The sequence below is a fragment of the Streptomyces sp. NRRL S-1813 genome (assembly GCF_000719605.1).
In the GTDB taxonomy this organism is placed as follows: domain Bacteria; phylum Actinomycetota; class Actinomycetes; order Streptomycetales; family Streptomycetaceae; genus Streptomyces; species Streptomyces decoyicus.
Genome location: NZ_JOHB01000057.1, coordinates 1 through 19,783 on the forward strand (window position 1 = coordinate 1; position 19,783 = coordinate 19,783).

At 70.8% G+C, this 19,783-nt stretch carries 19 protein-coding genes and 1 pseudogene; 10 read left to right on the forward strand and 10 right to left on the reverse strand.

Translation table 11 applies throughout. The features are described 5' to 3' along the window. Positions 1-344: 344 nt before the first annotated feature. Positions 345-965, reverse strand: a pseudogene (locus IF67_RS0137400) (FMN-dependent NADH-azoreductase); the annotation flags it as partial. A gap of 126 nt (positions 966-1,091) precedes the next feature. On the opposite strand from IF67_RS0137400, the gene IF67_RS0137405 reads away from it, so the two are divergent. Continuing rightward, positions 1,092-1,454: a winged helix-turn-helix transcriptional regulator gene (locus IF67_RS0137405; RefSeq protein ID WP_030993359.1), complete on the forward strand. Its 363-nt coding sequence runs from the start codon at positions 1,092-1,094 to the stop codon at positions 1,452-1,454. 194 nt (positions 1,455-1,648) lie between these two features. Here IF67_RS0137405 and IF67_RS0137410 read toward each other — a convergent pair whose 3' ends face one another. Then, on the reverse strand, positions 1,649-2,083 hold the full coding sequence (locus IF67_RS0137410; protein WP_030993361.1) for a MarR family winged helix-turn-helix transcriptional regulator: 435 nt from the start codon (positions 2,081-2,083) through the stop codon (positions 1,649-1,651). A gap of 120 nt (positions 2,084-2,203) precedes the next feature. Here IF67_RS0137410 and IF67_RS0137415 point away from each other — a divergent pair, with 120 nt between their 5' ends. The 4 genes from IF67_RS0137415 (at position 2,204) to IF67_RS0137430 (ending at position 6,906) form a co-directional block, all read left to right on the forward strand. Beyond that, the gene (locus tag IF67_RS0137415) at positions 2,204-3,526 is read left to right on the forward strand and encodes a membrane protein (protein WP_030993363.1); all 1,323 of its coding nucleotides are present in this window, start codon (positions 2,204-2,206) and stop codon (positions 3,524-3,526) included. A 409-nt stretch (positions 3,527-3,935) separates the two neighbouring features. Continuing rightward, positions 3,936-5,372, forward strand: coding sequence for a DUF2252 domain-containing protein (locus tag IF67_RS0137420; protein ID WP_030993364.1), 1,437 nt, complete (start codon positions 3,936-3,938; stop codon positions 5,370-5,372). 90 nt (positions 5,373-5,462) lie between these two features. Continuing rightward, positions 5,463-6,551, forward strand: coding sequence for a J domain-containing protein (locus IF67_RS0137425; protein ID WP_107050372.1), 1,089 nt, complete (start codon positions 5,463-5,465; stop codon positions 6,549-6,551). Between the two features lie 10 nt (positions 6,552-6,561). Further along, positions 6,562-6,906 (forward strand): rhodanese-like domain-containing protein, encoded by a 345-nt coding sequence (locus tag IF67_RS0137430; protein WP_030075641.1) that lies wholly within the window; start codon positions 6,562-6,564, stop codon positions 6,904-6,906. 142 nt (positions 6,907-7,048) lie between these two features. Here IF67_RS0137430 and IF67_RS0137435 read toward each other — a convergent pair whose 3' ends face one another. From IF67_RS0137435 to paaA, 6 genes are all read right to left on the reverse strand, one after another. Continuing rightward, positions 7,049-8,182, reverse strand: a complete 1,134-nt coding sequence (locus tag IF67_RS0137435) for an acyl-CoA dehydrogenase family protein (protein ID WP_030993368.1) — start codon at positions 8,180-8,182, stop codon at positions 7,049-7,051. Between the two features lie 425 nt (positions 8,183-8,607). Then, positions 8,608-9,651 carry a 2Fe-2S iron-sulfur cluster-binding protein gene (locus IF67_RS0137440; protein ID WP_030993369.1) on the reverse strand — a complete coding sequence of 348 codons (1,044 nt, stop codon included), beginning with the start codon at positions 9,649-9,651 and terminating at the stop codon, positions 8,608-8,610. Further along, the gene (gene paaD, locus IF67_RS0137445) at positions 9,651-10,148 is read right to left on the reverse strand and encodes a 1,2-phenylacetyl-CoA epoxidase subunit PaaD (protein WP_030993371.1); all 498 of its coding nucleotides are present in this window, start codon (positions 10,146-10,148) and stop codon (positions 9,651-9,653) included. The genes IF67_RS0137440 and paaD overlap by 1 nt, the downstream gene beginning before the upstream one ends. Further along, positions 10,142-10,858 carry a 1,2-phenylacetyl-CoA epoxidase subunit PaaC gene (paaC, locus tag IF67_RS0137450; protein ID WP_030993373.1) on the reverse strand — a complete coding sequence of 239 codons (717 nt, stop codon included), beginning with the start codon at positions 10,856-10,858 and terminating at the stop codon, positions 10,142-10,144. The genes paaD and paaC overlap by 7 nt, the downstream gene beginning before the upstream one ends. Beyond that, positions 10,858-11,196, reverse strand: coding sequence for a 1,2-phenylacetyl-CoA epoxidase subunit PaaB (paaB, locus tag IF67_RS0137455; RefSeq protein ID WP_051819076.1), 339 nt, complete (start codon positions 11,194-11,196; stop codon positions 10,858-10,860). The genes paaC and paaB overlap by 1 nt, the downstream gene beginning before the upstream one ends. Further along, positions 11,193-12,143: a 1,2-phenylacetyl-CoA epoxidase subunit PaaA gene (gene paaA, locus IF67_RS0137460; protein ID WP_030993377.1), complete on the reverse strand. Its 951-nt coding sequence runs from the start codon at positions 12,141-12,143 to the stop codon at positions 11,193-11,195. The genes paaB and paaA overlap by 4 nt, the downstream gene beginning before the upstream one ends. A gap of 167 nt (positions 12,144-12,310) precedes the next feature. Between paaA and IF67_RS0137465 the strand changes: the two genes are divergently transcribed. The 3 genes from IF67_RS0137465 to IF67_RS0137475 are packed head-to-tail and all read left to right on the forward strand — an operon-like array spanning position 12,311 to position 15,062. Then, the gene (locus tag IF67_RS0137465; protein WP_030993379.1) at positions 12,311-12,982 is read left to right on the forward strand and encodes a DUF5819 family protein; all 672 of its coding nucleotides are present in this window, start codon (positions 12,311-12,313) and stop codon (positions 12,980-12,982) included. Further along, positions 12,979-14,391, forward strand: coding sequence for an HTTM domain-containing protein (locus IF67_RS0137470; protein WP_030993381.1), 1,413 nt, complete (start codon positions 12,979-12,981; stop codon positions 14,389-14,391). Before IF67_RS0137465 ends, IF67_RS0137470 begins: the two co-directional genes overlap by 4 nt. Beyond that, on the forward strand, positions 14,388-15,062 hold the full coding sequence (locus IF67_RS0137475) for a TrmH family RNA methyltransferase (RefSeq protein WP_030993383.1): 675 nt from the start codon (positions 14,388-14,390) through the stop codon (positions 15,060-15,062). Before IF67_RS0137470 ends, IF67_RS0137475 begins: the two co-directional genes overlap by 4 nt. 72 nt (positions 15,063-15,134) lie before the next feature. Here the strand turns inward: IF67_RS0137475 and paaN are convergent, their stop codons facing one another. Then, positions 15,135-16,832 carry a phenylacetic acid degradation protein PaaN gene (paaN, locus tag IF67_RS0137480; RefSeq protein ID WP_030993384.1) on the reverse strand — a complete coding sequence of 566 codons (1,698 nt, stop codon included), beginning with the start codon at positions 16,830-16,832 and terminating at the stop codon, positions 15,135-15,137. Between the two features lie 147 nt (positions 16,833-16,979). On the opposite strand from paaN, the gene IF67_RS0137485 reads away from it, so the two are divergent. Both IF67_RS0137485 and IF67_RS0137490 read left to right on the forward strand, forming a co-directional pair. After that, positions 16,980-18,491: a 3-hydroxyacyl-CoA dehydrogenase gene (locus tag IF67_RS0137485; RefSeq protein WP_030993387.1), complete on the forward strand. Its 1,512-nt coding sequence runs from the start codon at positions 16,980-16,982 to the stop codon at positions 18,489-18,491. A gap of 11 nt (positions 18,492-18,502) precedes the next feature. Further along, positions 18,503-19,093, forward strand: coding sequence for a TetR/AcrR family transcriptional regulator (locus IF67_RS0137490; RefSeq protein ID WP_030993389.1), 591 nt, complete (start codon positions 18,503-18,505; stop codon positions 19,091-19,093). 142 nt (positions 19,094-19,235) lie between these two features. Here IF67_RS0137490 and IF67_RS0137495 read toward each other — a convergent pair whose 3' ends face one another. Further along, a complete protein-coding gene (locus IF67_RS0137495; RefSeq protein WP_030075629.1) occupies positions 19,236-19,754 on the reverse strand; it encodes an Lrp/AsnC family transcriptional regulator in 519 nt (172 codons plus the stop codon). Positions 19,755-19,783: the final 29 nt, after the last annotated feature.

Genomic DNA, 19,783 nt, shown 5'->3' on the forward strand with positions numbered 1-19,783 from the left:
GGGGCGGGCCCGTGCGGGTGGGTGCGGGCTCGCGGTGTGCGGCCGCACCCACCGGCGGGGTGGCGCTGTCGGGCGGTCCCGGCCGCGCTGGAGCGGCTCCCGGCCGCCGGGGGTCCCCCCCGCGGGGGGGCGCTCCGCGAGGGGCGCTGACCTGTGGTGTGGCGTGGAGTGGGGCGCGGGGTGGAACGGGCGCGGGCCCGGGGGTGTGCGGGTGCGCGGTGGGCGGACCGGGTGGCCCGGTGCCCCGGGGCGGGCCCGTGCGGGTGGGTGCGGGCTCGCGGTGTGCGGCCGCACCCACCGGCGGGGTGGCGCTGTCGGGCGGTCCCGGCCGCGCTGGAGCGGCTCGCCTTGGCCGCCGCGTCCTCGTGGGCCTTGTCGCGGGAGGTCTCGTACAGCGGGACCAGCTCGGCCATCGCCGGGTTGCTGGGGGCCATGGTCAGCTCGGGGACGATGAAGTCGACCTCGAGTCCCAGCCCGCCGCTGAGCACGGCCTCCAGGTAGTTCTGCACGTACTCGAAGGACTCACGGGGCGTGCCCGGCGCGTACGAACCGCCGCGGCTGGCGACGACGGTGACCGGGGTGCCCTTGGCGGACGGCTGCTCGCCCGCCGTGCGCCCCATGATGATCACCTGGTCGAGCCACGCCTTGAGCGTGGAGGGGATCGTGAAGTTGTACATCGGCGCGGCTATGACGATCGCGTCGGCCTGCTCCAGCTCCTCGGCCAGCTTCACGCGCAGCGCGAAGGCCGCCTGCTGCTCGGGGGTGTGGCCGGCCGGGTCGGAGAAACCGGCGGAGGCACCGACGCCGTCGAGGTGCGGCAGCGGGTCGGCGGCCAGATCGCGGTGGATCACGGTGCCGTCGGGGTGCTGCTCCTCCCACGCCTTGCGGAAGGCCGTGGTGACCGAGCGGGAGGCGGAGCCGCCCTCGGGGAAGAGGGAGGAGTCGATGAGCAGAAGCGTGGCCATGGGGATCGGTCCTTCGGTACGCGGCCGGGCGGTGCGCGACCACTGGTTGAATTCCGTACGTCCCTATTAATAACACAGGGCCTTACTTTTCTACAGTAGCCAACATCAGGGCGGTATCCTGGCTGTATGGCGGACCATGGCGAGGCGACGTGCAGGCAGGTCGACGGCGGCATGACGCGGGTCTTCGAGCTGTTCGGGAAGCGCTGGACGGGGCTGATCGTCGCCACCCTGATGCCGGCCCCCGTGCACTTCGCCGATCTGCGGCGGGCCATCCCCGGGATCAGTGAGCGCATGCTCTCCGACCGCCTCATGGAGCTGGCGGGGACCGGCCTCCTTGTGCGCGAGGTGGATCCGGGCCCGCCGCTGCGCGTCTCCTACCGGCTGACGGAAGCCGGTCTGGCGATGGAGCCCGCGCTCAAGGAGCTGGCGCGCTGGGCGGAGACCTACCTTGCCGATGGCGGGCAGTGTCCGGAGCAGTTCCGGAAGTAGGGCGCGGGGGGCCGGGGTGGGGGCGGGGGCGCCGGTGGCTGCTTCGGTGGTCGCTTCGGTGGTGGTTCCGTGATTCGGTGGTGGTTCCGTGGGCGGGGCGGCGGCCCCTTCCGCGGCTGTTTCGGCGGCCCCCTCCGTGGCTGTCTCGGCGGTCGCTTCCGTGGCTGTTTTTCGCCGCCGCGTCGGCCGGTTTCCTATCCCAGCCGTTGCTGGGCGGCGTTGTAGCGCAGCAGATACGTGGCGAAGCGGTCGAGGTCGTCCTCGTCCCAGTCGGCCAGCCGCTCATGGAACGCCTGGCGGCGGCTGGTGGTGACGTTGGCGAGTACCTGGGCGCCCTTCTCGGTGGGGTGCAGTACCTGGACGCGGTGGTCCTCCGGGTCGACGCGGCGCTCGACGAAGCCGAGCTTCTCCAGCGCGGCGATCTGCCGGCTGACCGTGGACTTGTCCAGGAGGTAGTGCGCGGCGAGGTCCGTGGCGCGGCATCCTTGCTGGTCATCGAGGTGCGCCAGCAGGGTGTAGGAGACCAGTGACAGCTCTGGGTGCATCCGGGCGGCGGCCGCGCGGGCCCGGCGGGCAAATGCGGTCATCTCCTGCTGGATGGTCTCGACGGAGTCGTCGCGGTGGGCCACGGGTTGCCTTTCGTAGAGGTAGTTGTATAGTACAACGTGGATTGAGAGTTGTATTAGCCAACTACTGGTTGCGGCCACTAGTGGCGACAGCTGAGCCGACGAGTTGAGAAGGCCTGCCCCATGAGTACGGTCCGACGTCCCGGCCACCGGAGTGAGCAGCACGGCGGCCACCGTTCCGCGCGTTCCCCCCACTCCGCCGGGCTGCGTCACGTCCTGACGCACCTGATGACCCCGCTGCTGATGTGCATCGGGATGGGCCTGGCGTACCTGGGCGCCTTTGCGAACCCCGCGCCGCACCAGCTGCCCGTCGCGGTCGTCGGATCGGGCCACAGCGCACAGCTGCTCGCCCAGTCGATCAACGACAAGGCGGGCGGTGACCTGGAGGTCCGGACCGTCGGCGACCGGTCGGCGGCGGTCGACCGGCTCAAGCACCAGGACATCTTCGGTGCGTATGTGATCCCTGCGAAGGGTCCGACGACCGGGGCGGCGAAGGGTTCGGCCGGTGGAGCCGGTGCCGAGGGGGCGGCGGCGGGCCCGTCGAAGCCGGTGCCCGAGCTGCTGGTGGCGACCGCGGGTTCCGACACCAGCGCCTCCGTCGTACAGAAGGTCTTCACCCCGGTCGCGGCGCACCAGGGCACCCCGCTGAAGGTCACGGACGTGGCGCCGACCGCCGAGGACGACCCGACCGGTCAGGGCATCTTCTTCCTGCTGGTCGCTATCAGCATCGGCTCCTACGCCTCGGTCACGGTGATCGGCGGTGCCGGGGCCGTCCTGCCGGTCCGGTTGCGGGCGGCGCTGGCGATCGGCACGTCCTTCGTCGTCAGCCTGATCGGGACGGCGTTCGCCGGTCCGGTCTTCCACCTCGCCGACCACGGCCTCAGGGGCCTGTGGGCCATGGCCTGGCTCTACTCCGCCGGCATTCTGCTGATCGGCACCGGTCTGCACACCTTCCTCAAGCGCTGGACCACGCTCGGCGTGATGGCCCTCTTCGTGATGCTCAACTTCACCTCCTCCGGCGGGATCTTCCGCCCCGAGATGCAGAACGGATTCTTCGCGGCGCTGCACTCCTTCTGGAACGGCGCGGGCTTCGTGGAGGGCACCCGCAGCCATGTCTACTTCGACAACTACGGCCTGCCTGGGCATGTCTGGACGCTGGTGTGGTGGCTGGTCGCCGGCCTGGTGATGGTCGGTGTCGCGGCGCTGGCCGAGAAGTGGCGGCGTACCGCGGAGGCGGAGGCGGCGGCCAATGCCGCAGCGGTGGCGGCGGCCGCGGTGGCGGCGACGGTGCCGGAGCCGACGTCGAAGGGGGACAGTCAGACGACGGTGCGGTCGGCACGGGCCGCAGGGGGAGCGGGGACGGAAGCGCGTGAGGGGGCTGCGGACGTGGATGAGGCTGCGGAGGCGGATGTGGAGATGGAGATGGAGGAGGCCGTGGGCGTGTAGCGGGTGGTTCGGGGGCCGTACCCCGCGTAGTGCCTCCGACGCCTCCGATGCCTCCGACGGTCCGTTGCCTCCGTTGCCTCCGCTACGTGTTGTGCCTCTTTGTGGTTCGAGTTTGTGGTTCGAGCGGTTCCAGCGTTCCGAGCCGTCCGCGGTCCAGAGGTACCGAGGTCCGGAGATCCAGAAGTACGGAGATCCAGCAGTACGGGGATCAGGAGTACGGAGATCCGGGCGTGCTTGGTTCGGAGAGGCCGAGGTCTGGGGTCCGAAGAGTTATCCACAGGCTCTGCGGGAGGTGCCGGGGTCTCGGTAACGTCAATGCTCGTCGGCGGGCCGAGAGCGCCCGGCGGGCTGGTGAATGCAGCGGACAGGGACACAAGAACGCAGGTCGTGAAGGGGGAGGTGGCCCGCTATGCCGCGTGTGCCGTACGTACCGGGGTTTGTGAAGGCGGAGGCGCAGGGATCGTCTCCCAAGGCCGCCGGGCGGGCGTTGCGGGAGCGCGTCCCGCGTGCCGAGCAGGCCGGGCTGTCGATCGCGGCCGGGCGGCCTGATGCGGTCGCGGCGGTCGAGGAGTCCAATGCCGGCCGGCTGTCCGAGCTGACGCCGATACGGGTCGGCCGGATGGCCGCGAGCCCCTTCGCCTTCCTCCGCGGCTCCGCGGGCCTGATGGCGTATGACCTCACGGCAGGCCCCGTGACCGGCATCGGAGCCCAGATCTGCGGCGATGCCCACGCCGCCAACTTCGGACTCTACGGCGACGCCCGCGGCCAGCTCGTCATCGATCTCAACGACTTCGACGAGACCCTCTACGGGCCGTGGGAGTGGGATGTGAAGCGGCTCGCGACGTCGATGGTGCTGGCGGGCCGGGAGGCGGGCGCCGGCGAGGACGACTGTCGCAGGGCGGCGCAGGACGTGGCGGGCGCGTATCGGCGCACGATGCGGCTGCTGGCCAAGATGCCGGTGACCGAGGCGTGGAACGCGATCGCCGACGAGGCGCTGGTCTCGCATGCCGACGCCAAGGATCTCGTGGGAACGCTGGAGCTGGTTGCGGACAAGGCGCGCAAGAACACCAGCGCGCGGTTCGCGGCGAAGGCGACGGAGCGGACGGAGGACGGCGGCCGCCGGTTCGTGGACGCTCCGCCCGTGCTGCGCCGGGTGCCGGATGCGGAGGCCGCAGCCGTCGCCGCGTCCCTGACCGGCTATCTGGAGACGCTCCCCGAGGACCGGCTGCCTTTGCTGGCTCGGCACGCGGTGCACGACGTGGCCTTCCGGGTGGTCGGCACGGGCAGCGTGGGCCTGCGGTCATATGTGGTGCTGCTGCTGGACCACCGGGGCGAGCCGGTTGTCCTCCAGGTGAAGGAGGCGCGTGCCTCGGTGCTGACGTCCTTCGTGGCGAGGGCGGGCTTCCCGGTGCTGCCGGTGGTGCATGAGGGCCGCCGGGTGGTGCTCGGGCAGCGCCGGATGCAGGTGGTCAGCGACATTCTGCTGGGCTGGACGACGGTGCAGGACGCGGCGTCGCTGGGCGGCGGGGCCGTGGCGAACGGCCGGCGGGAGGGCCTGCACTTCCAGGTCCGTCAGTTCAGAAACCGCAAGGGCAGCGTGGACCCGGCGCAGCTCTCCGGCGATCAGATGGACGACTATGCCCGCATGACCGGTGCTCTCCTGGCCCGCGCCCATGCGCACAGCGCCGATCCGCGCCTTCTGGCCGGGTACTGCGGCAAGAACGAGGAGCTGGACGAGGCACTCGCGCAATTCGCGGTCGCCTACGCGGACCGCACGGAAGCGGACCATGCGGAGCTGGCCACAGCGGTGAAGAACGGGCGGATCGCGGCGGAGACGGGGGTGTGAGGGGGAGGCGCATGGCCGGGCCGCCGACCCGGCAGGAAACGAGGGAATGCGGTGGAGGGCCGGGCCCGGCGTGGGCCGTACGCTGACCGGGTGACGAACTCGCACGCGGAGAACACGCAGGACGGTCAGCACCGACCGGACGTGCCGGGCACGCCGGACGCCCCGGCCGACCCGCAGGCACCGGAAGCCCGCGGCGGAGGTCAGGGCGCCGGGCTCGGGCACGGCGGCGGCTCGGACGATCAGGCCGAGGGCCCCGAGGGGGTGGGCGCCGGCCAAGGGACTCAGGGCGATACGCCCACCGCCGAGGGCGGGGCGCACACCGAGACGGGCGCCGAGCCGGGAGCCGAAACGGGTGCCGAAACGGGCACCGAGTCGGGCCCCGCGCCGGGTGAGCAGGCGGCTCAGGACGAGGCGACCCGGCGGCTGGCGAAGGCGGTGCTGGCCGCGGAGCAGGCCCTGATCGAGTTCGAGATCGCGGTGGAGACCTTCCGGGTGGAGGTGGAGAACTTCTCCCGCCTGCACCACCAGCGGCTCGGCCCCATGTACGCGCGGCTGGACGAGCTCGACGCGCAGATCGCGGAGGCGGTGGCGGCACGTACGGGTGCTCCCGACGACATCCGTAAGGCGCAGGAGGCGCGTGCGTCGGTGCTGCCGATGCCGGAGGTCGAGGAGCTGTTCCACGGCTGGATGGGCTCGGACGGGCTGTTCCCGGAGGCACAGGCGATGCTCACCGAGCAGTCCGTGCGGCCGCCGCAGAAGGTGCGGCCCAGCGAGGAGGCCCGCAAGGTCTACCGCGACCTGGTGCGCAAGGCCCATCCGGACCTGGCGCGGGACGATGCGGAGCGGGTGCGGCGGGACGCGTTCATCGCGCGGGTCAACGCGGCGTACGGCAAGGGTGATGTGGCGGTGCTGCGGGAGCTGGCCCAGGAGTGGGAGACCGGTCCTGCGCCGGCCGAGGAGCGGCTCAGTGAGAGCGAGGAGCTCTACGCCCGGCTGGAGTGGCTGGCCGAGCGCAAGGAGCTGCTGGCTGCCATGGCCTCCGAGCTCGAGGAGAGCGCGATCGGCGCGATGATCAAGATGGCGCCGGAGGACCCGGACGCGCTCCTGGACGAGATCGCCGAGAAGCTGCTCGCCGATGTCGCGGAACGCGAGACGTACCTGGCGCAGCTGGTCGGGTAGCGTCGGATCCATGCAATTCGGTTCTGTGCCCACGGTCGGTGTCGACGCTCTCACGTCGGAGGACTTCCTCCTGGATGTGCGTGAGGACGATGAATGGGAGGCGGGGCATGCCGAGGGCGCGCTGCATATCCCGATGAGCGAATTCGTCGCCCGCTACGGTGAGTTGACCGAGGCGGCACCCGAGGACGGCAAGGTGTATGTGCTGTGCCGGGTCGGTGGGCGCTCGGCGCAGGTGGCGCAGTATCTGATCCAGCAGGGCGTCGACGCGGTGAACGTCGCCGGCGGCATGCAGGCCTGGGAGGCCGCCGGCCGCCCCGTATCGGATGGCAAGGGCGGCTCCGGGGCGGTCGTCTAGCCGGGAGCCGGGAGCCGGGAGCCGGGAGCCGGGAGCCGGGAGCCGGGAGCCGGGAGCCGCGTGGCCGGGCGGCCTGTTGGCGGGGTCTTGGTGAAGCGGACGCCCGCTGTGTCTTCCGCCTGCTTGCCTCTTGCCCCTCCCCTCAGCCCAGCAGATGTGCTGCGAGCAGGTCGCCGAGGGCCTCCTCGTGGGCGGCGGCGGGGCCGAGGGAGAGCTCCAGTTGTTTGGCCCAGGCGTGGTAGCGGTGCAGCGAGTAATCGGTGTCGGCGCCGAAGCCGCCATGAAGATGCTGGGCGGTCTGGACGACTCGGCGCACGCCCTCGGCGGCCCAGATCTTGGCGACCGCGACATCGCCGGCGGGCGGTAGCGGGCCGGCGGCATCCGTGGTGATGCGCCAGGCTGCCTGCCAGAGCGTGGCTTCCATGGCGCGCAGGTCGATGAAGCGGTCGGCGGCCTGGACCGCGACGGCCTGGAAGGTGGCCACCGGGAACCCGAACTGTTCGCGCTTGCTGGTGTAGTCGCCGGTCATGGCGAGGACGCGCTCGCCGAGGCCCAGCGCGAGTGCGCAGGTGCCGGTGGTCATAACATTGCGCAGCGACTCCCAGGCGGCTGGATCGGTGATCGTTTCCTGGGCGCTGACGCGGACGGAATCCAACCGGACCTCGGCATGGCGCTCTCCGCTGGTGGATATCTGCTCGTCGAGCCTGACGCCCGGGTGGGTGCGGGGGACGAGGGCGAGTACGGCGTGGCCTTCGGGGGTGTGGGCGGGGAGCAGGATCCGGTCGGCGACCTGGGCCCAGGGGACGGCCGTCTGGGCGCCGTCGAGGATCCAGTCGGCACCCTCTTGGCGGGCATCCACGGCGAGTTCGGCCGGTTCGTGCCCCGTGCGGCCGGCGGCGGCGACGGTCACGACGAGGTCCCCGGCGGCAATCCGGGTGAGCACCTGCGCACGCAGCTCGTCGGCCGCGTAATTCTGGAGGGTGAGCGCGGCGGCGCCTGACTCCAGCAGCGGTACCCGCGCCAGCACCTTGGCCGACTCGCGGAGCACGAGGCAGAGCGCGATCGGGTCCAGGCCCGCGCCGCCGTACTCGGATGAGATCGGCAGGCTCAGCAGATCGGCGTCGGCGAGCTTGCGCCACAGCGCGCGGTCGAAGTCGTCGGCGACCGCACAGGGGGTGAGCGCCGGGCTGGGCACGCTGTCCGGAGCGACCCCCGAGAAGACGGCCCTCGCCGCTTCGACGGCGGCCTGCTGCTCCTCGGTGAAGGTGAAGTCCATTGCTCTGTCCTCCCACGCGGCGCCTCGAACTGACGATGCGTCAAGGTAGAACAGGTTCCAGGAATTGGGAATGGCGGCAACGGCGGAAAGGACGGAAAGGGGAGGGAGTTGGGGGAGTGGGGGGCCGAGTGAGTTGCGGAGGACGGGGGAGCAGGTGGAGCGGGGTGGGCACGGGCACGGTGCGGCTGCGGTCGCAGCTGTGGGGCCGGCTCGGCGTCCACTGCCGGTTCGTCCGGCGCAGCGACCGGCAGCGGGCCGCCTACGGACCCGGTCCCGGCAGGGAGCCGGGCCGCCACCGGGCGGCCACCGGGCCGCCACCGGGCGGCCACCGGGCCGCGAACGGGCCGCGAACGGGCCGCGATCGGGTGGAGACCGGGGTGGTGTTGCCGGCTGGCTTGTCGGGCCGGGCGCCGCCCGGAGCGGTGCTATCGGTCGAAGTCCAGCTCGACCTTCTCCGTGACCGGGTGGGACTGGCAGGCCAGGACGTACCCCGCGTCGACCTCTTCGGCTTCCAGGGCGAAGTTGCGGTCCATGCGGATCTCGCCCGAGACCAGGAAGGCGCGGCAGGTGCCGCAGACGCCGCCCTTGCAGGCGTACGGGGCGTCTGCGCGGTTGCGCAGGACCGCTTCGAGCAGCGACTCGCTGTCGTGGACCGGCCAGCTGCCGGAGCGGCCGTCGAGAGTGGCGGTCACGGTGCTGTGCGCGGGGGCGGAGGCTGCGGGGGCGGTCGGGGTGCCGTTGTCGACGTGGAAGATTTCCTCGTGGATGTGGGTGCGGGGCACGTTGAGCGCGCGCAGAGCGCGTTCGGCGCCCTGGACCAGGCCGTAGGGGCCGCAGAGGTACCAGCCGTCGATGGAGCCGATCTTCAGCAGCGCGGGCAGGAGGGAGCGGAGCCGGGTCTCGTCCAGCCGGCCGGAGGGCAGGCCGGCCTGTTGTTCCTCGCGGGAGAGGGCGTGGATGAGCTGGAAGCGCTGGGGATGGCGGTCCTTGAGGTCGGCCACCTCCTCCAGGAACATCGTCGATGCCGCCGTGCGATCGCTGCGGATGAGGCAGAAGTGGGCGTCCGGCTGCCGCTCGAGCAGGGTGGAGGCGATGGACAGCACGGGGGTGATGCCGCTGCCGCCGACGATGCCGACGAAATGGCCGGAGCGTGGTTCGAGGGTGAACCGGCCGGCCGGGGCCATGACCTCCACCCTGTCGCCGACGGCCAGCTCTTTGAGCGCGTAGGTCGAGAAGGCGCCGTCCTCGACGAGGCGGATGCCCACGCGCAATACGGGCTGGTCGGTGGCCGGGGTGCAGATGGAGTACGTGCGGCGGATCTCCTGGCCGCCGACCGATCTGCGCAGCGCGATGTGCTGTCCGGGGGTGTGCCGGAAGGTCGTGCGCAGCTCGGGCGGGACCTCGAAGGTGACGGCCACCGCGTCGTCCGTGAGCCGCTCGATCTCCCGGACCTGGAGCGGGTGGAACATCACAACTCCTTGAAGTGGTCGAAGGGTTCGCGGCAGGACTCGCAACGGCGCAGTGCCTTGCATGCCGTGGAGGAGAACCGGCTCAGCAGGGTGGTGTCGGTCGATCCGCAGTTCGGGCAGCGGATGGTGAGGTCGACGGCGACCGGTCCGCCGGCCGGACCCGTGGGGCGTGGGGGTGCGATCCCGAATTCGGCGAGCTTGCGGCGGCCTTCGGCGGTGATCGCGTCCGTGGTCCACGGCGGGCTGAGGACCGTACGGACCTCGACCTCGGGTATGCCGTGTTCGTGCAGCACCTGCTCGATGTCGGCCGACATCGCCTCGATGGCCGGGCAGCCGGTGTAGGTGGGGGTGAGCCGCACCTCGACCCGGCCGGGGGCCGTGAGCTGTACCCCGCGCAGCACGCCCAGTTCGGCGAGGGTGAGCACCGGCAGCTCGGGGTCGGGAACGGAGCCGGCCAGCGCCAGCAGTTGCTCTTCGAGGGCGGTGGTGGTCACCATGTCGCCCCCGGGTGGCTGCGGTGGAGGTGCTGCATCTCGGCGAGCAGCAGTCCGAACGACTCGGTGTGCAGGCCCTGCCGGCCCCCGCCGGCCGTCCAGGCGCCGTGCCGGGGGCCTTCGGGGACGGTGAGGGTGGCTTCTTCCAGGGTGGTGGTGATGCGCGCGGTCCAGCTGTCGTGCAGGGCCGGCCAGGGCACCGTCTCCAGCCCTTCCACCGGCTCGAACAGTTCGCCGGTGAAGCGCCAGAGGGCATCGACGGCGCGCTGCATCCGGGCACGGCTCTCGTCGGTGCCGTCGCCCAGGCGCAGCGTCCACTGATGGGCGTGGTCGCGGTGGTAGGCGACCTCCTTGACGGCCTTCCCGGCCAGCGGCGCCAACTCGCTCTCCGTTGCGGCGAGATGGCCGAACAGCAGCTCCTGGTAGGTGGAGAAGTAGAGCTGGCGGGCGATGGTGTGGGCGAAGTCGCCGTTGAGCTGCTCGACGAGCTGGAGGTTGCGGAACTGCCGTTCCTCGCGCAGATAGGCCAGCTCGTCCTCATCACCGGCCAGGGAGAGCAGCACACGGGCCTGACCGAGCAGGTCCAGCGCGATATTGGCCAGCGCGACCTCCTCCTCCAGGACCGGGGCGTGGCCGGCCCACTCGCCCAGGCGGTGGGAGAGGATCAGCGCGTCGTCCCCGAGGGGCAGGGCCGGGGTGGCGGTGACGTTCATCAAAGGTGATGCACCCCGTCCGGGATCTCGTAGAAGGTCGGGTGGCGGTAGGGCTTGTCACCGGCCGGCTCGAAGAAGGCGTCCTTCTCGTCCGGCGAGGAGGCAGTGATCTGCGCGGAGGGCACCACCCAGAGGGAGACGCCCTCCGAGCGGCGGGTGTAGAGGTCGCGGGCGTTGCGCAGCGCCATCTCGGCGTCCGGCGCATGCAGGCTGCCGGCGTGGGTGTGCGAGAGGCCGCGGCGGCTGCGGACGAAGACCTCCCACAGGGGCCAGTCGGTGGGCCCGGCGGCCGTCCCTGCGGCGGCCGCGGGGGCTTCGGCGGGGCGTGGTGTCGTCATCGGGTGGCCTTCCCGTGCTTGGCCGCGTGTGCGGCGGCTGCTTCGCGCACCCAGGCGCCTTCCTCATGCGCCTGCCGTCGGCGGCTGATCCGCTGTTCGTTGCAGGGGCCGTTGCCCTTGAGCACCTCGCGGAACTCGGCCCAGTCGATCGGGCCGAAGTCCCAGTGGCCGCGCTCGTCGTTCCACGTCAGGTCCGGGTCGGGGAGGGTGAGCCCGAGGGCCTCGGCCTGGGGGACGCAGATGTCCACGAAGCGCTGGCGCAGCTCGTCGTTGGAGTGCCGCTTGATCTTCCAGGCCATGGACTGCGCGGAGTGCGACGACTCGTCGTCCGGCGGGCCGAACATCATCAGCGACGGCCACCACCAGCGGTTCACCGCGTCCTGTGCCATGGCGTGCTGGGCGTCGGTGCCGCGGCTGAGGGTCAGCAGGAGTTCGTAGCCCTGTCGCTGGTGGAAGGACTCCTCCTTGCAGATGCGGACCATCGCGCGGGCGTAGGGGCCGTACGAACACCGGCACAGCGGAACTTGGTTGGTGATCGCCGCGCCGTCCACCAGCCAGCCGACGGCTCCGACATCGGCCCAGGTCAGGGTCGGGTAGTTGAAGATCGAGGAGTACTTCTGGCGGCCGGAGTGCAGCTTGTCGAGCAGCTCGTCGCGGCCGGTGCCCAGGGTCTCGGCGGCGCTGTAGAGATACAGGCCGTGACCGGCTTCGTCCTGCACCTTCGCCATCAAGATCGCCTTGCGGCGCAGGGACGGCGCCCGGGTGATCCAGTTGCCCTCCGGCTGCATGCCGATGATCTCGGAGTGGGCGTGCTGCGCTATCTGGCGCACGAGTGTCGAGCGGTAGGCGTCCGGCATCCAGTCCCGCGGCTCGATGCGCTCGTCCGCGGCCACGGTGGCGTCGAATACGGCCTCGCGAGCCGTCTCTTCCGGCGCGATCGTCGTCATGTGGTGCCCCCTCGCTCCCGACCGACCGATCGTTCGGTTCAATGGTGAGTGGGCGGACCGCAGGTGTCAAGCCTGTGGATAACCAGGGGAAGGGTGTGCCCGGTGCGGCCGCGTAGGTACGGTTCCGAAGCGGAGTCAGCCGCATGGATTCTTGGAACGGGGCGGGAATGCAGTCATACGGGGACGAATCGCGGCCATTGTCCGCGCTCTCGCTGCCCTCGCGGATCGTCATAGGGGTGGCGGCCTGTGCCATCGCAGTCATCGTCGCGATTCATCTCGCCATGATGTTCCTGCATGTCGCGCCGTCGAACACGCTCAGTAAGCAGCAGGGCGCCCTGATCAGCGACTACGTCTATCCCGAGTACGAACAGAACTGGAAGCTGTTCGCACCCAATCCCCTCCAGCAGAACATCGCGGTCCAGGTCCGTGCACAGCAGCGCACCGAGGACGGCACCGTGCGGACCACCGGCTGGACCGGTCTGACCGCCCGCGACGGCCAGGCGATCCTCCACAACCCGCTGCCCAGCCACACCCAGCAGAACCAGCTGCGCCGCGGCTGGGAGCTCTTCCTCAACACCCACAATGCGCAGAACCGCCCCGTCGGCCTGCGCGGTGAGCTGTCCGAGCGCTATATCCGGCGGATCGTGATGCTCCGGATGGACGGCGAGTGGACGAAGGGCGGCGGCCGGGTCGAGCAGATCCAGGTCCGCTCGCAGACGACGGCGGTCCGCCCGCCGCCGTGGAGCTCGGAGAAGATCAGCGAGAAGCCCGTTTACCGCGTGCTGCCCTGGTGGCAGGTCACCGCAGACGACCTGCCCAAGGGGGCGAAGAACCAGTGACTTCACCGACGCCCCACCAGCCTCAGCAGACCCCGGGCGCACAGCAGTCCGCGCATACGCCGGAGTCGGCCGAGGTGCCTCAGCAGGCGCAGGCACCGCAGACGCCCCAGGAGCCCGCCCCCTACGAAGAGACCCGTATCGAGCGGGCCATCGGACGCGGCTTCGGGCGGGTCACCAGCCGCGCGCTGGCCCCGTACCAGACCGCGGTGATCCGGATCGGCTTCTCGGCGACCTGGCTGCTGTTCCTGCTGCGCGAATGGCCGCACCGCGCGGTGCTCTACGGGCCCGACAGCCCCTGGAGCCTGGACATGGCGCGCCGGCTCCTGGACGGCAACCACGCCTTCTCCGTCCTGCCCTGGTCCGACAGCCGCGGCTGGTTCGAGTGCGTGTACCTCGTCGCCATCGTGGCCAGCGCCCTGCTGATGCTCGGCTGGCGCACCCGCACCATGTCGGTGCTCTTCATGGTGGGCGTGATCTCGCTTCAGAACCGCAGCATCTTCATAGGGGACGGCGGCGACAACGTCATCCACCTGATGTCGATGTATCTCGTGCTGACCCGGTGCGGGCAGGTCTGGTCTCTGGACGCACGCCGTGCGAAGCGGGCAGCGGCCGCCGCATCCGCGTCCGGTGGGGACGAGAGCGGCGGCACCCCTACCGCTTCCCGCGATCTCCCCGGCATCATCCTGTGGGCCGTGCTCGGCCTCGGCCTGGCCGTGGCCCAGCTGAGCGGCAACTACGGCCTCGACTGGTCCGAGGGCGGCCCGGTCCCGCACATCGGCTGGAGCCTGGTGCTGTGGGGCCTGTGGCTGACGCACGGAGTGTGGTGGGCGGTGCAGCGGTACGCGCCCGGCGAGCCGCGCATCGTCCTGGACACCCTCGCCAAGCTCGCCCACAACGGCGCACTTCTGGTGATCATGATCGAGGTCTGCCTGATCTACGCCACGGCCGGCTGGTACAAGATCCAGGGCTCACGCTGGCAGGACGGCACCGCGGTCTATTACCCGATGCACCTGGACTACTTCTCCCCCTGGCCGGCGCTGTCCGAGCTGCTGGGCAGCAACGGGGTGATCGTCATGCTGATCACCTACGGGACGGTGATCGTGCAGGTCGCCTTCCCGTTCACGCTCTTCAACCGCCGGCTCAAGAATGTGCTGCTGGTCGCGATGATCTGCGAGCACCTCTCGATCGCGTTCCTGCTCGGGCTGCCGTTCTTCTCGCTCGCGATGGTCGCCGCTGACGCGGTCTTCCTGCCGACGAACTTCCTGACCTGGCTCTCCGCCCGCGTCTCCGGCCTGCGCAAACGGCTCTTCTCGCGCGGCGGTCCGGACCGGCCGGCCGAGGGTGCCGGGGACGGCGAGCCGGAGGCCCGTACGGAGCACGGCGGCGGTGGCCATACGCTCGTGGGGTGAGCAGCGAGAAAACCGCCCCCGCCGAGCCCCTCCAGTACGACGAGGGGTACGGGACCCAGATCGGCGTCGGACCGCACCCGGAACCCTGGCCGCAGGACGACCGTCTGGACCCCGAGCTGCTCGCGAACGGCGACCGCCGCAATGTGGTCGACCACTACCGCTACTGGAAGCGCGAGGCGATCGTCGCCGACCTCGACACCCGCCGCCATGACTTCCATGTGGCCGTCGAGAACTGGGGGCATGACTTCAACATCGGCTCGGTCGTGCGGACCGCGAACGCGTTCCTGGCCAAGGAGATCCATATCGTCGGGCAGCGCCGCTGGAACCGGCGCGGCGCGATGGTGACCGACCGCTACCAGCACGTCCGCCACCACCCGGACACCGCGGACCTCACCGCCTGGGCCGCGGCCGAGGAGCTGCCGATCATCGGGATCGACAACCTCCCCGGTTCCGTGCCGCTGGAGACGACCGAGCTACCGCGGCGATGTGTGCTGCTGTTCGGCCAGGAGGGGCCGGGGCTGACCGAGGAGGCGCGTCGGCATGCCTCGCTGACCTGCTCGATCGCGCAGTTCGGCTCGACCCGCTCGATCAATGCGGGGGCCGCGGCCGCCATCGCGATGCATGCCTGGATCGGCCGCCATGCGCGGATCGGGGGGCCGGACGGCCTCTGACGGCGCACATGCCCCGTCGGCCGCCTGGCGCGGGGCCCAGGAGCACGTCCCGGGCCCCGGCACCCGCACCGGTCATGCCTGCCGTCGCACCTCCACCGTGCGGAAGCGGTTGGCCACGAAGGCGCCGTCGCACAGCGCGGCATTGGCCGCCGGGTTGCCGCCCGAGCCATGGAAGTCCGAGAACGCTGCGGTCTGGTTCACATAGACCCCGCCGGTCAGGTTCAGCGACAGCTGGGCGCACTCCTCCAGGCAGGCCTCCTCCACCAGCTGCTCGACCTCGGCGGAGGTGGTGTACGCGCCGACCGTCATGGCGCCCTTCTCGCGGACCGTGCGCCGCAGCAGATCCACTGCGTCGGCCGCGGAATCTACGGCCACCGCGAAGGACACCGGGCCGAAGCACTCCGACAGATAGGCCGCCTCGGAGTCCGGCTTGGCACCGTCCAGCTTGACGATCACCGGCGTCCGGACCGTGGCCCCGGGGAACTCGGGGTTGGCCACCTCACGGGAGGCCAGTGCCACCTCGCCGAGCCCGGCAGCCGCGTCGATCCGCTCCTTGACCTGCGGATTGACGATGGCGCCCAGGAGCGCGTTGGCCCGCGCATCGTCGCCCAGCAGCCCGTTCACCGCGGCCGCGAGATCGCTGACGACCTCGTCGTACGACTTCGGCCCGGCGTCCGTGGTGATGCCGTCGCGCGGGATCAGCAGATTCTGCGGGGTGGTGCACATCTGGCCGCTGTAGAGCGACAGGGAGAAGGCGAGGTTGCTCAGCATGCCCTTGTAGTCATCGGTGGAGTCGATGACGACGGTGTTGACGCCGGCCTTCTCCGTGAAGACCTGCGCCTGCCGGGCGTGCGTCTCCAGCCAGTCGCCGAAGGCGGTCGAGCCGGTGTAGTCGATGATGCGGACCTCGGGACGGACGGCCAGTGTCTTGGCCAGCCCCTCGCCCGGCTTGTCCACGGCCAGGCACACCAGGTCGGCGGGGAAACCGGCCTCGGTGAGCACCTCGCGGGCCACCTGGACGGTCAGCGCCAGCGGGAGCACGGCGCGCGGATGCGGCTTGACCAGCACGGGGTTGCCGGTCGCCAGAGAGGCGAACAAGCCCGGATAGCCGTTCCACGTAGGGAAGGTGTTGCAGCCGATCATCAGGGCGACGCCGCGCGGTACGGCCGTGAAGCTCTTGGACAGTTCGAGCGGGTCGCGCTTGCCCTGCGGCTTGGACCAGGGCGCCTGCTCCGGGGTACGGACCTGCTCGGCGTACGCATACGCCACAGCCTCCAGGCCGCGGTCCTGGGCATGGGGTCCGCCCGCCTGGAACGCCATCATGAAGGCCTGGCCGCTGGTGTGCATCACGGCCTGCGCGAACTCGTGGGTCCGCGCGCTGATCCGGGCCAGGATCTCCAGGCACACCGCCGCGCGCGCCTCAGGACCGGCGTCCCGCCAGGCGGGGAGTGCGGCGCGCATGGCCGGCAGCAGCACGTCCACGTCCGGATGCGGATAGCTGATGTCGAGCTTCAGGCCGTATGGCGAGACTTCCTCGGCCGTCCAGTCGTCCGTGCCGGGCTGGTCGAGCTCGAACCGCCGGCCGCGCAGTGCCTCGAAGGCGGCCAGCCCGTCGGGCGCGGCACTCTCGCCGTACGCCTTCGGGTGCTCGGGGTGCGGGGACCAGTACGCGCGGGTGCGGATCGCCTCCAGCGTCTGGTCGAGGGTCGGGCGGTGCTTCGCGATCAACTGCGCTGTGGTCGGACGCGCTGCGGTCATTTCGGCGGCCATCGATGACCAACTCCTCGTCGAGCTGGGCGGAGAGCGGATAGGGGCTGGGAGTGGACAGGGCAACGGAGTTAGAGTAACCGAACGATCGGTCGGGGCAAGAGGGCCCGGCCAGCCTGTGGAAAAGTCGGTCGGAGAGGATCAGCTGGCATGACGGCTCTCGCAACCAGCAGCACCGTGGCAGTGGTGGGCACCGGCACCATGGGACAGGGCATCGCGCAGGTGGCGCTGGTCGCCGGTCATCGCGTACGCCTCTATGACACCGCCGCCGGGCGCGCCGGACAAGCCGCTGAGGCGATCGGGGGCCGGCTGGACCGGCTGGTCGAAAAGGGCCGGATCTCGGCGGCCGAGCGGGACGCCGCCCGCGAGCGCCTCTCCCCCGCCACCGCTCTCGCGGAGCTGGCCGACGCCGCACTGGTCATCGAGGCGATCCTGGAGCAACTCCCCGCCAAACAGGAGCTGTTCACCGCCCTGGAGGACTTCGTGGCGGCGGACTGCCTCCTGGCCACCAACACCTCCTCGCTGTCCGTGACCGCGGTCGCGGGGCGGCTGCGCCATCCCGGCCGCTGCGTGGGCATGCACTTCTTCAATCCCGCGCCGCTGCTCCCCCTGGTCGAGGTGATCAGCGGCTTCGCCACCGACGAGTCCGCCGCCACGACCGCGTACGAGACCGCCGCGGCCTGGGGCAAGCAGCCGGTGCGCTGCACGGACACCCCCGGTTTTGTCGTCAACCGCATCGCCCGCCCCTTCTACGCCGAAGCTCTGCGTGCCTACGAGGAACGGGTCGCCGACCCGGCCACCATCGATGCGGTGCTGCGCGACGGTGCCGGCTTCAAGATGGGGCCCTTCGAGCTGACCGACCTCATCGGGCAGGACGTGAACGAGGCGGTCACCCACTCCGTATGGCAGGCCTTCTTCCAGGACCCGAAGTTCACCCCCTCCCTGGCGCAGCGCCGGCTGGTCGAGTCCGGGCTGCACGGCCGTAAGGCAGGCCGCGGCTGGTTCGACTACTCCGAGGGCGCCCGGCGGCCCGAACCGCGGACCGCGGAGCCCTGTCCGGCGCCCGAATCCGTCGGCCTGCACGCGAAGCTGCCCGGCCCCGCGGTGGTGCTGCACGAGCTCATCGAGGAGGCGGGCATCAAGGTCACCCGCGACCGGACACCGGGGGAGTCGGAGGGCTTCCTCCGGCTGCCCGGTGGGGCCTGTCTGGGGCTGACCAACGGCTATCCGGCGACGTCCGACGTCTACGGGAAGTACATCCGCTTCGACCTCTCCCTGGACTACCGCGCCGCGACCCGGATCGCCCTGGCGGCCTCGGAGGCGGTTTCCGAGGCCGACCTCGCGGAGGCCGTCGGGCTGTTCCAGGCGATGGGCAAGCAGGTCAGCGTGATCGAGGACGTACCGGGGATGATCGTCGCCCGGACGGTCGCGATGATCATCGACTTTGCGGTGGACGCCGCGGCCCGCGGGGTCGCGAGCCCCGAGGACATCGACACGGCCATGCGGCTGGGCGTGAACTATCCCGGCGGCCCCATGGAGTGGGCCGAGCGGCTCGGCGCCCCATGGGTGTGGGATCTGCTGGACTCGATGCATCACCAGAACGCCGGTGGACGCTACGTACCGTCCTGGGCGCTGCGGCGCCGTGCAGACCTCGAGAAATAGGTGCTCTAATCATGACCATGGCCAAGCGCGACACCTATACGCCCGATTCGCTGCTCGCGGTCGCCGTCGAGGTGTTCATCGAGCGCGGCTACGACGGCACGTCCATGGAGCACCTCTCCAAGGCGGCGGGCATCTCCAAGTCCTCGATCTACCACCATGTCCGCAGCAAGGAAGAGCTGCTGCACCGCGCCATAAGCCGGGCCCTGGACGGGCTGTTCGGTGTGCTGGACGAGCCGGGCGCCGTCCAGGGGCGGGCGATCGAGCGGCTGGAGCATGTCACCCGCCGCGTGGCCGAGGTGCTGATGGACGAACTCCCTTACGTGACGCTGCTGTTGCGGGTGCGCGGAAACACGGACACCGAGCGCTGGGCCATGGGGCGCCGCCGGGAGTTCGACCACGAGGTCTCGGATCTGCTCAAGCAGGCAGCCGCCGCCGGCGACCTCCGGGACGACGTGGACATCCGGCTGGCCACCCGGCTGCTCTTCGGCATGATCAACTCGATTGTCGAGTGGTACCGGCCGGGGCGCGGTGGCGCGGTGAGCCGTGACGAGGTCGCCGAGGCCGTGGTGCGTACGGCGTTCGCGGGGCTGCGCAAGGCCTGATCCGCGCTCGCGCCGACCTGCGTGGAACCGACCGGGCGGACCCTGGTCCGGGCGCTGATCCGGCCCCTGAGCCGGTCGCTGATCCGGGTGTCCCTGAGGTGTCCGCGCCCCGCGGGGGCTTTCTCCGCCACCCGCCGCAGGGTCATCCCTCCTCGGGGCCGAGGTCGGTCTCCTCGAAGACCAGCAGGGTGCGGGTGCTGAGCACTTCCGGTATCGACTGGATACGGGTGAGGACCAGTTCCCGCAGCTCGCGGTTGTCCTTGGTGTGGACCAGCAGCAGCACATCGAAGTCGCCGCTGACCAGTGCGATGTGGGTGGCCCCCGGCAGCGCCGTGAGCTGTTTGCGCACCGTCCGCCAGGAGTTCTGCACGATCTTCAGCGTGATGTAGGCGGAGGCGCCCTGACCCGCGCGTTCCTGATCGATGAGGGCGCTGAAGCCGCGGATCACGCCGTCGTCGATCAGCCGGTTGATCCGCGCGTAGGCATTGGCGCGTGAGACATGCACCCGCTCGGCCACGGAGCGTATCGACGCCCTGCCGTCGGTCTGGAGCATGCGCAGGATCGAACGGTCGATGGTGTCGAGCGGGCGCGCGGCCGGCGATGGCGGGGTGGGTGCCGCGGGTGGCTGCCCGCCGGAATTGGCCATCTGTTCGTCCGGCATATGGTCCCGCCTCCCCTTTGTGGACGCCC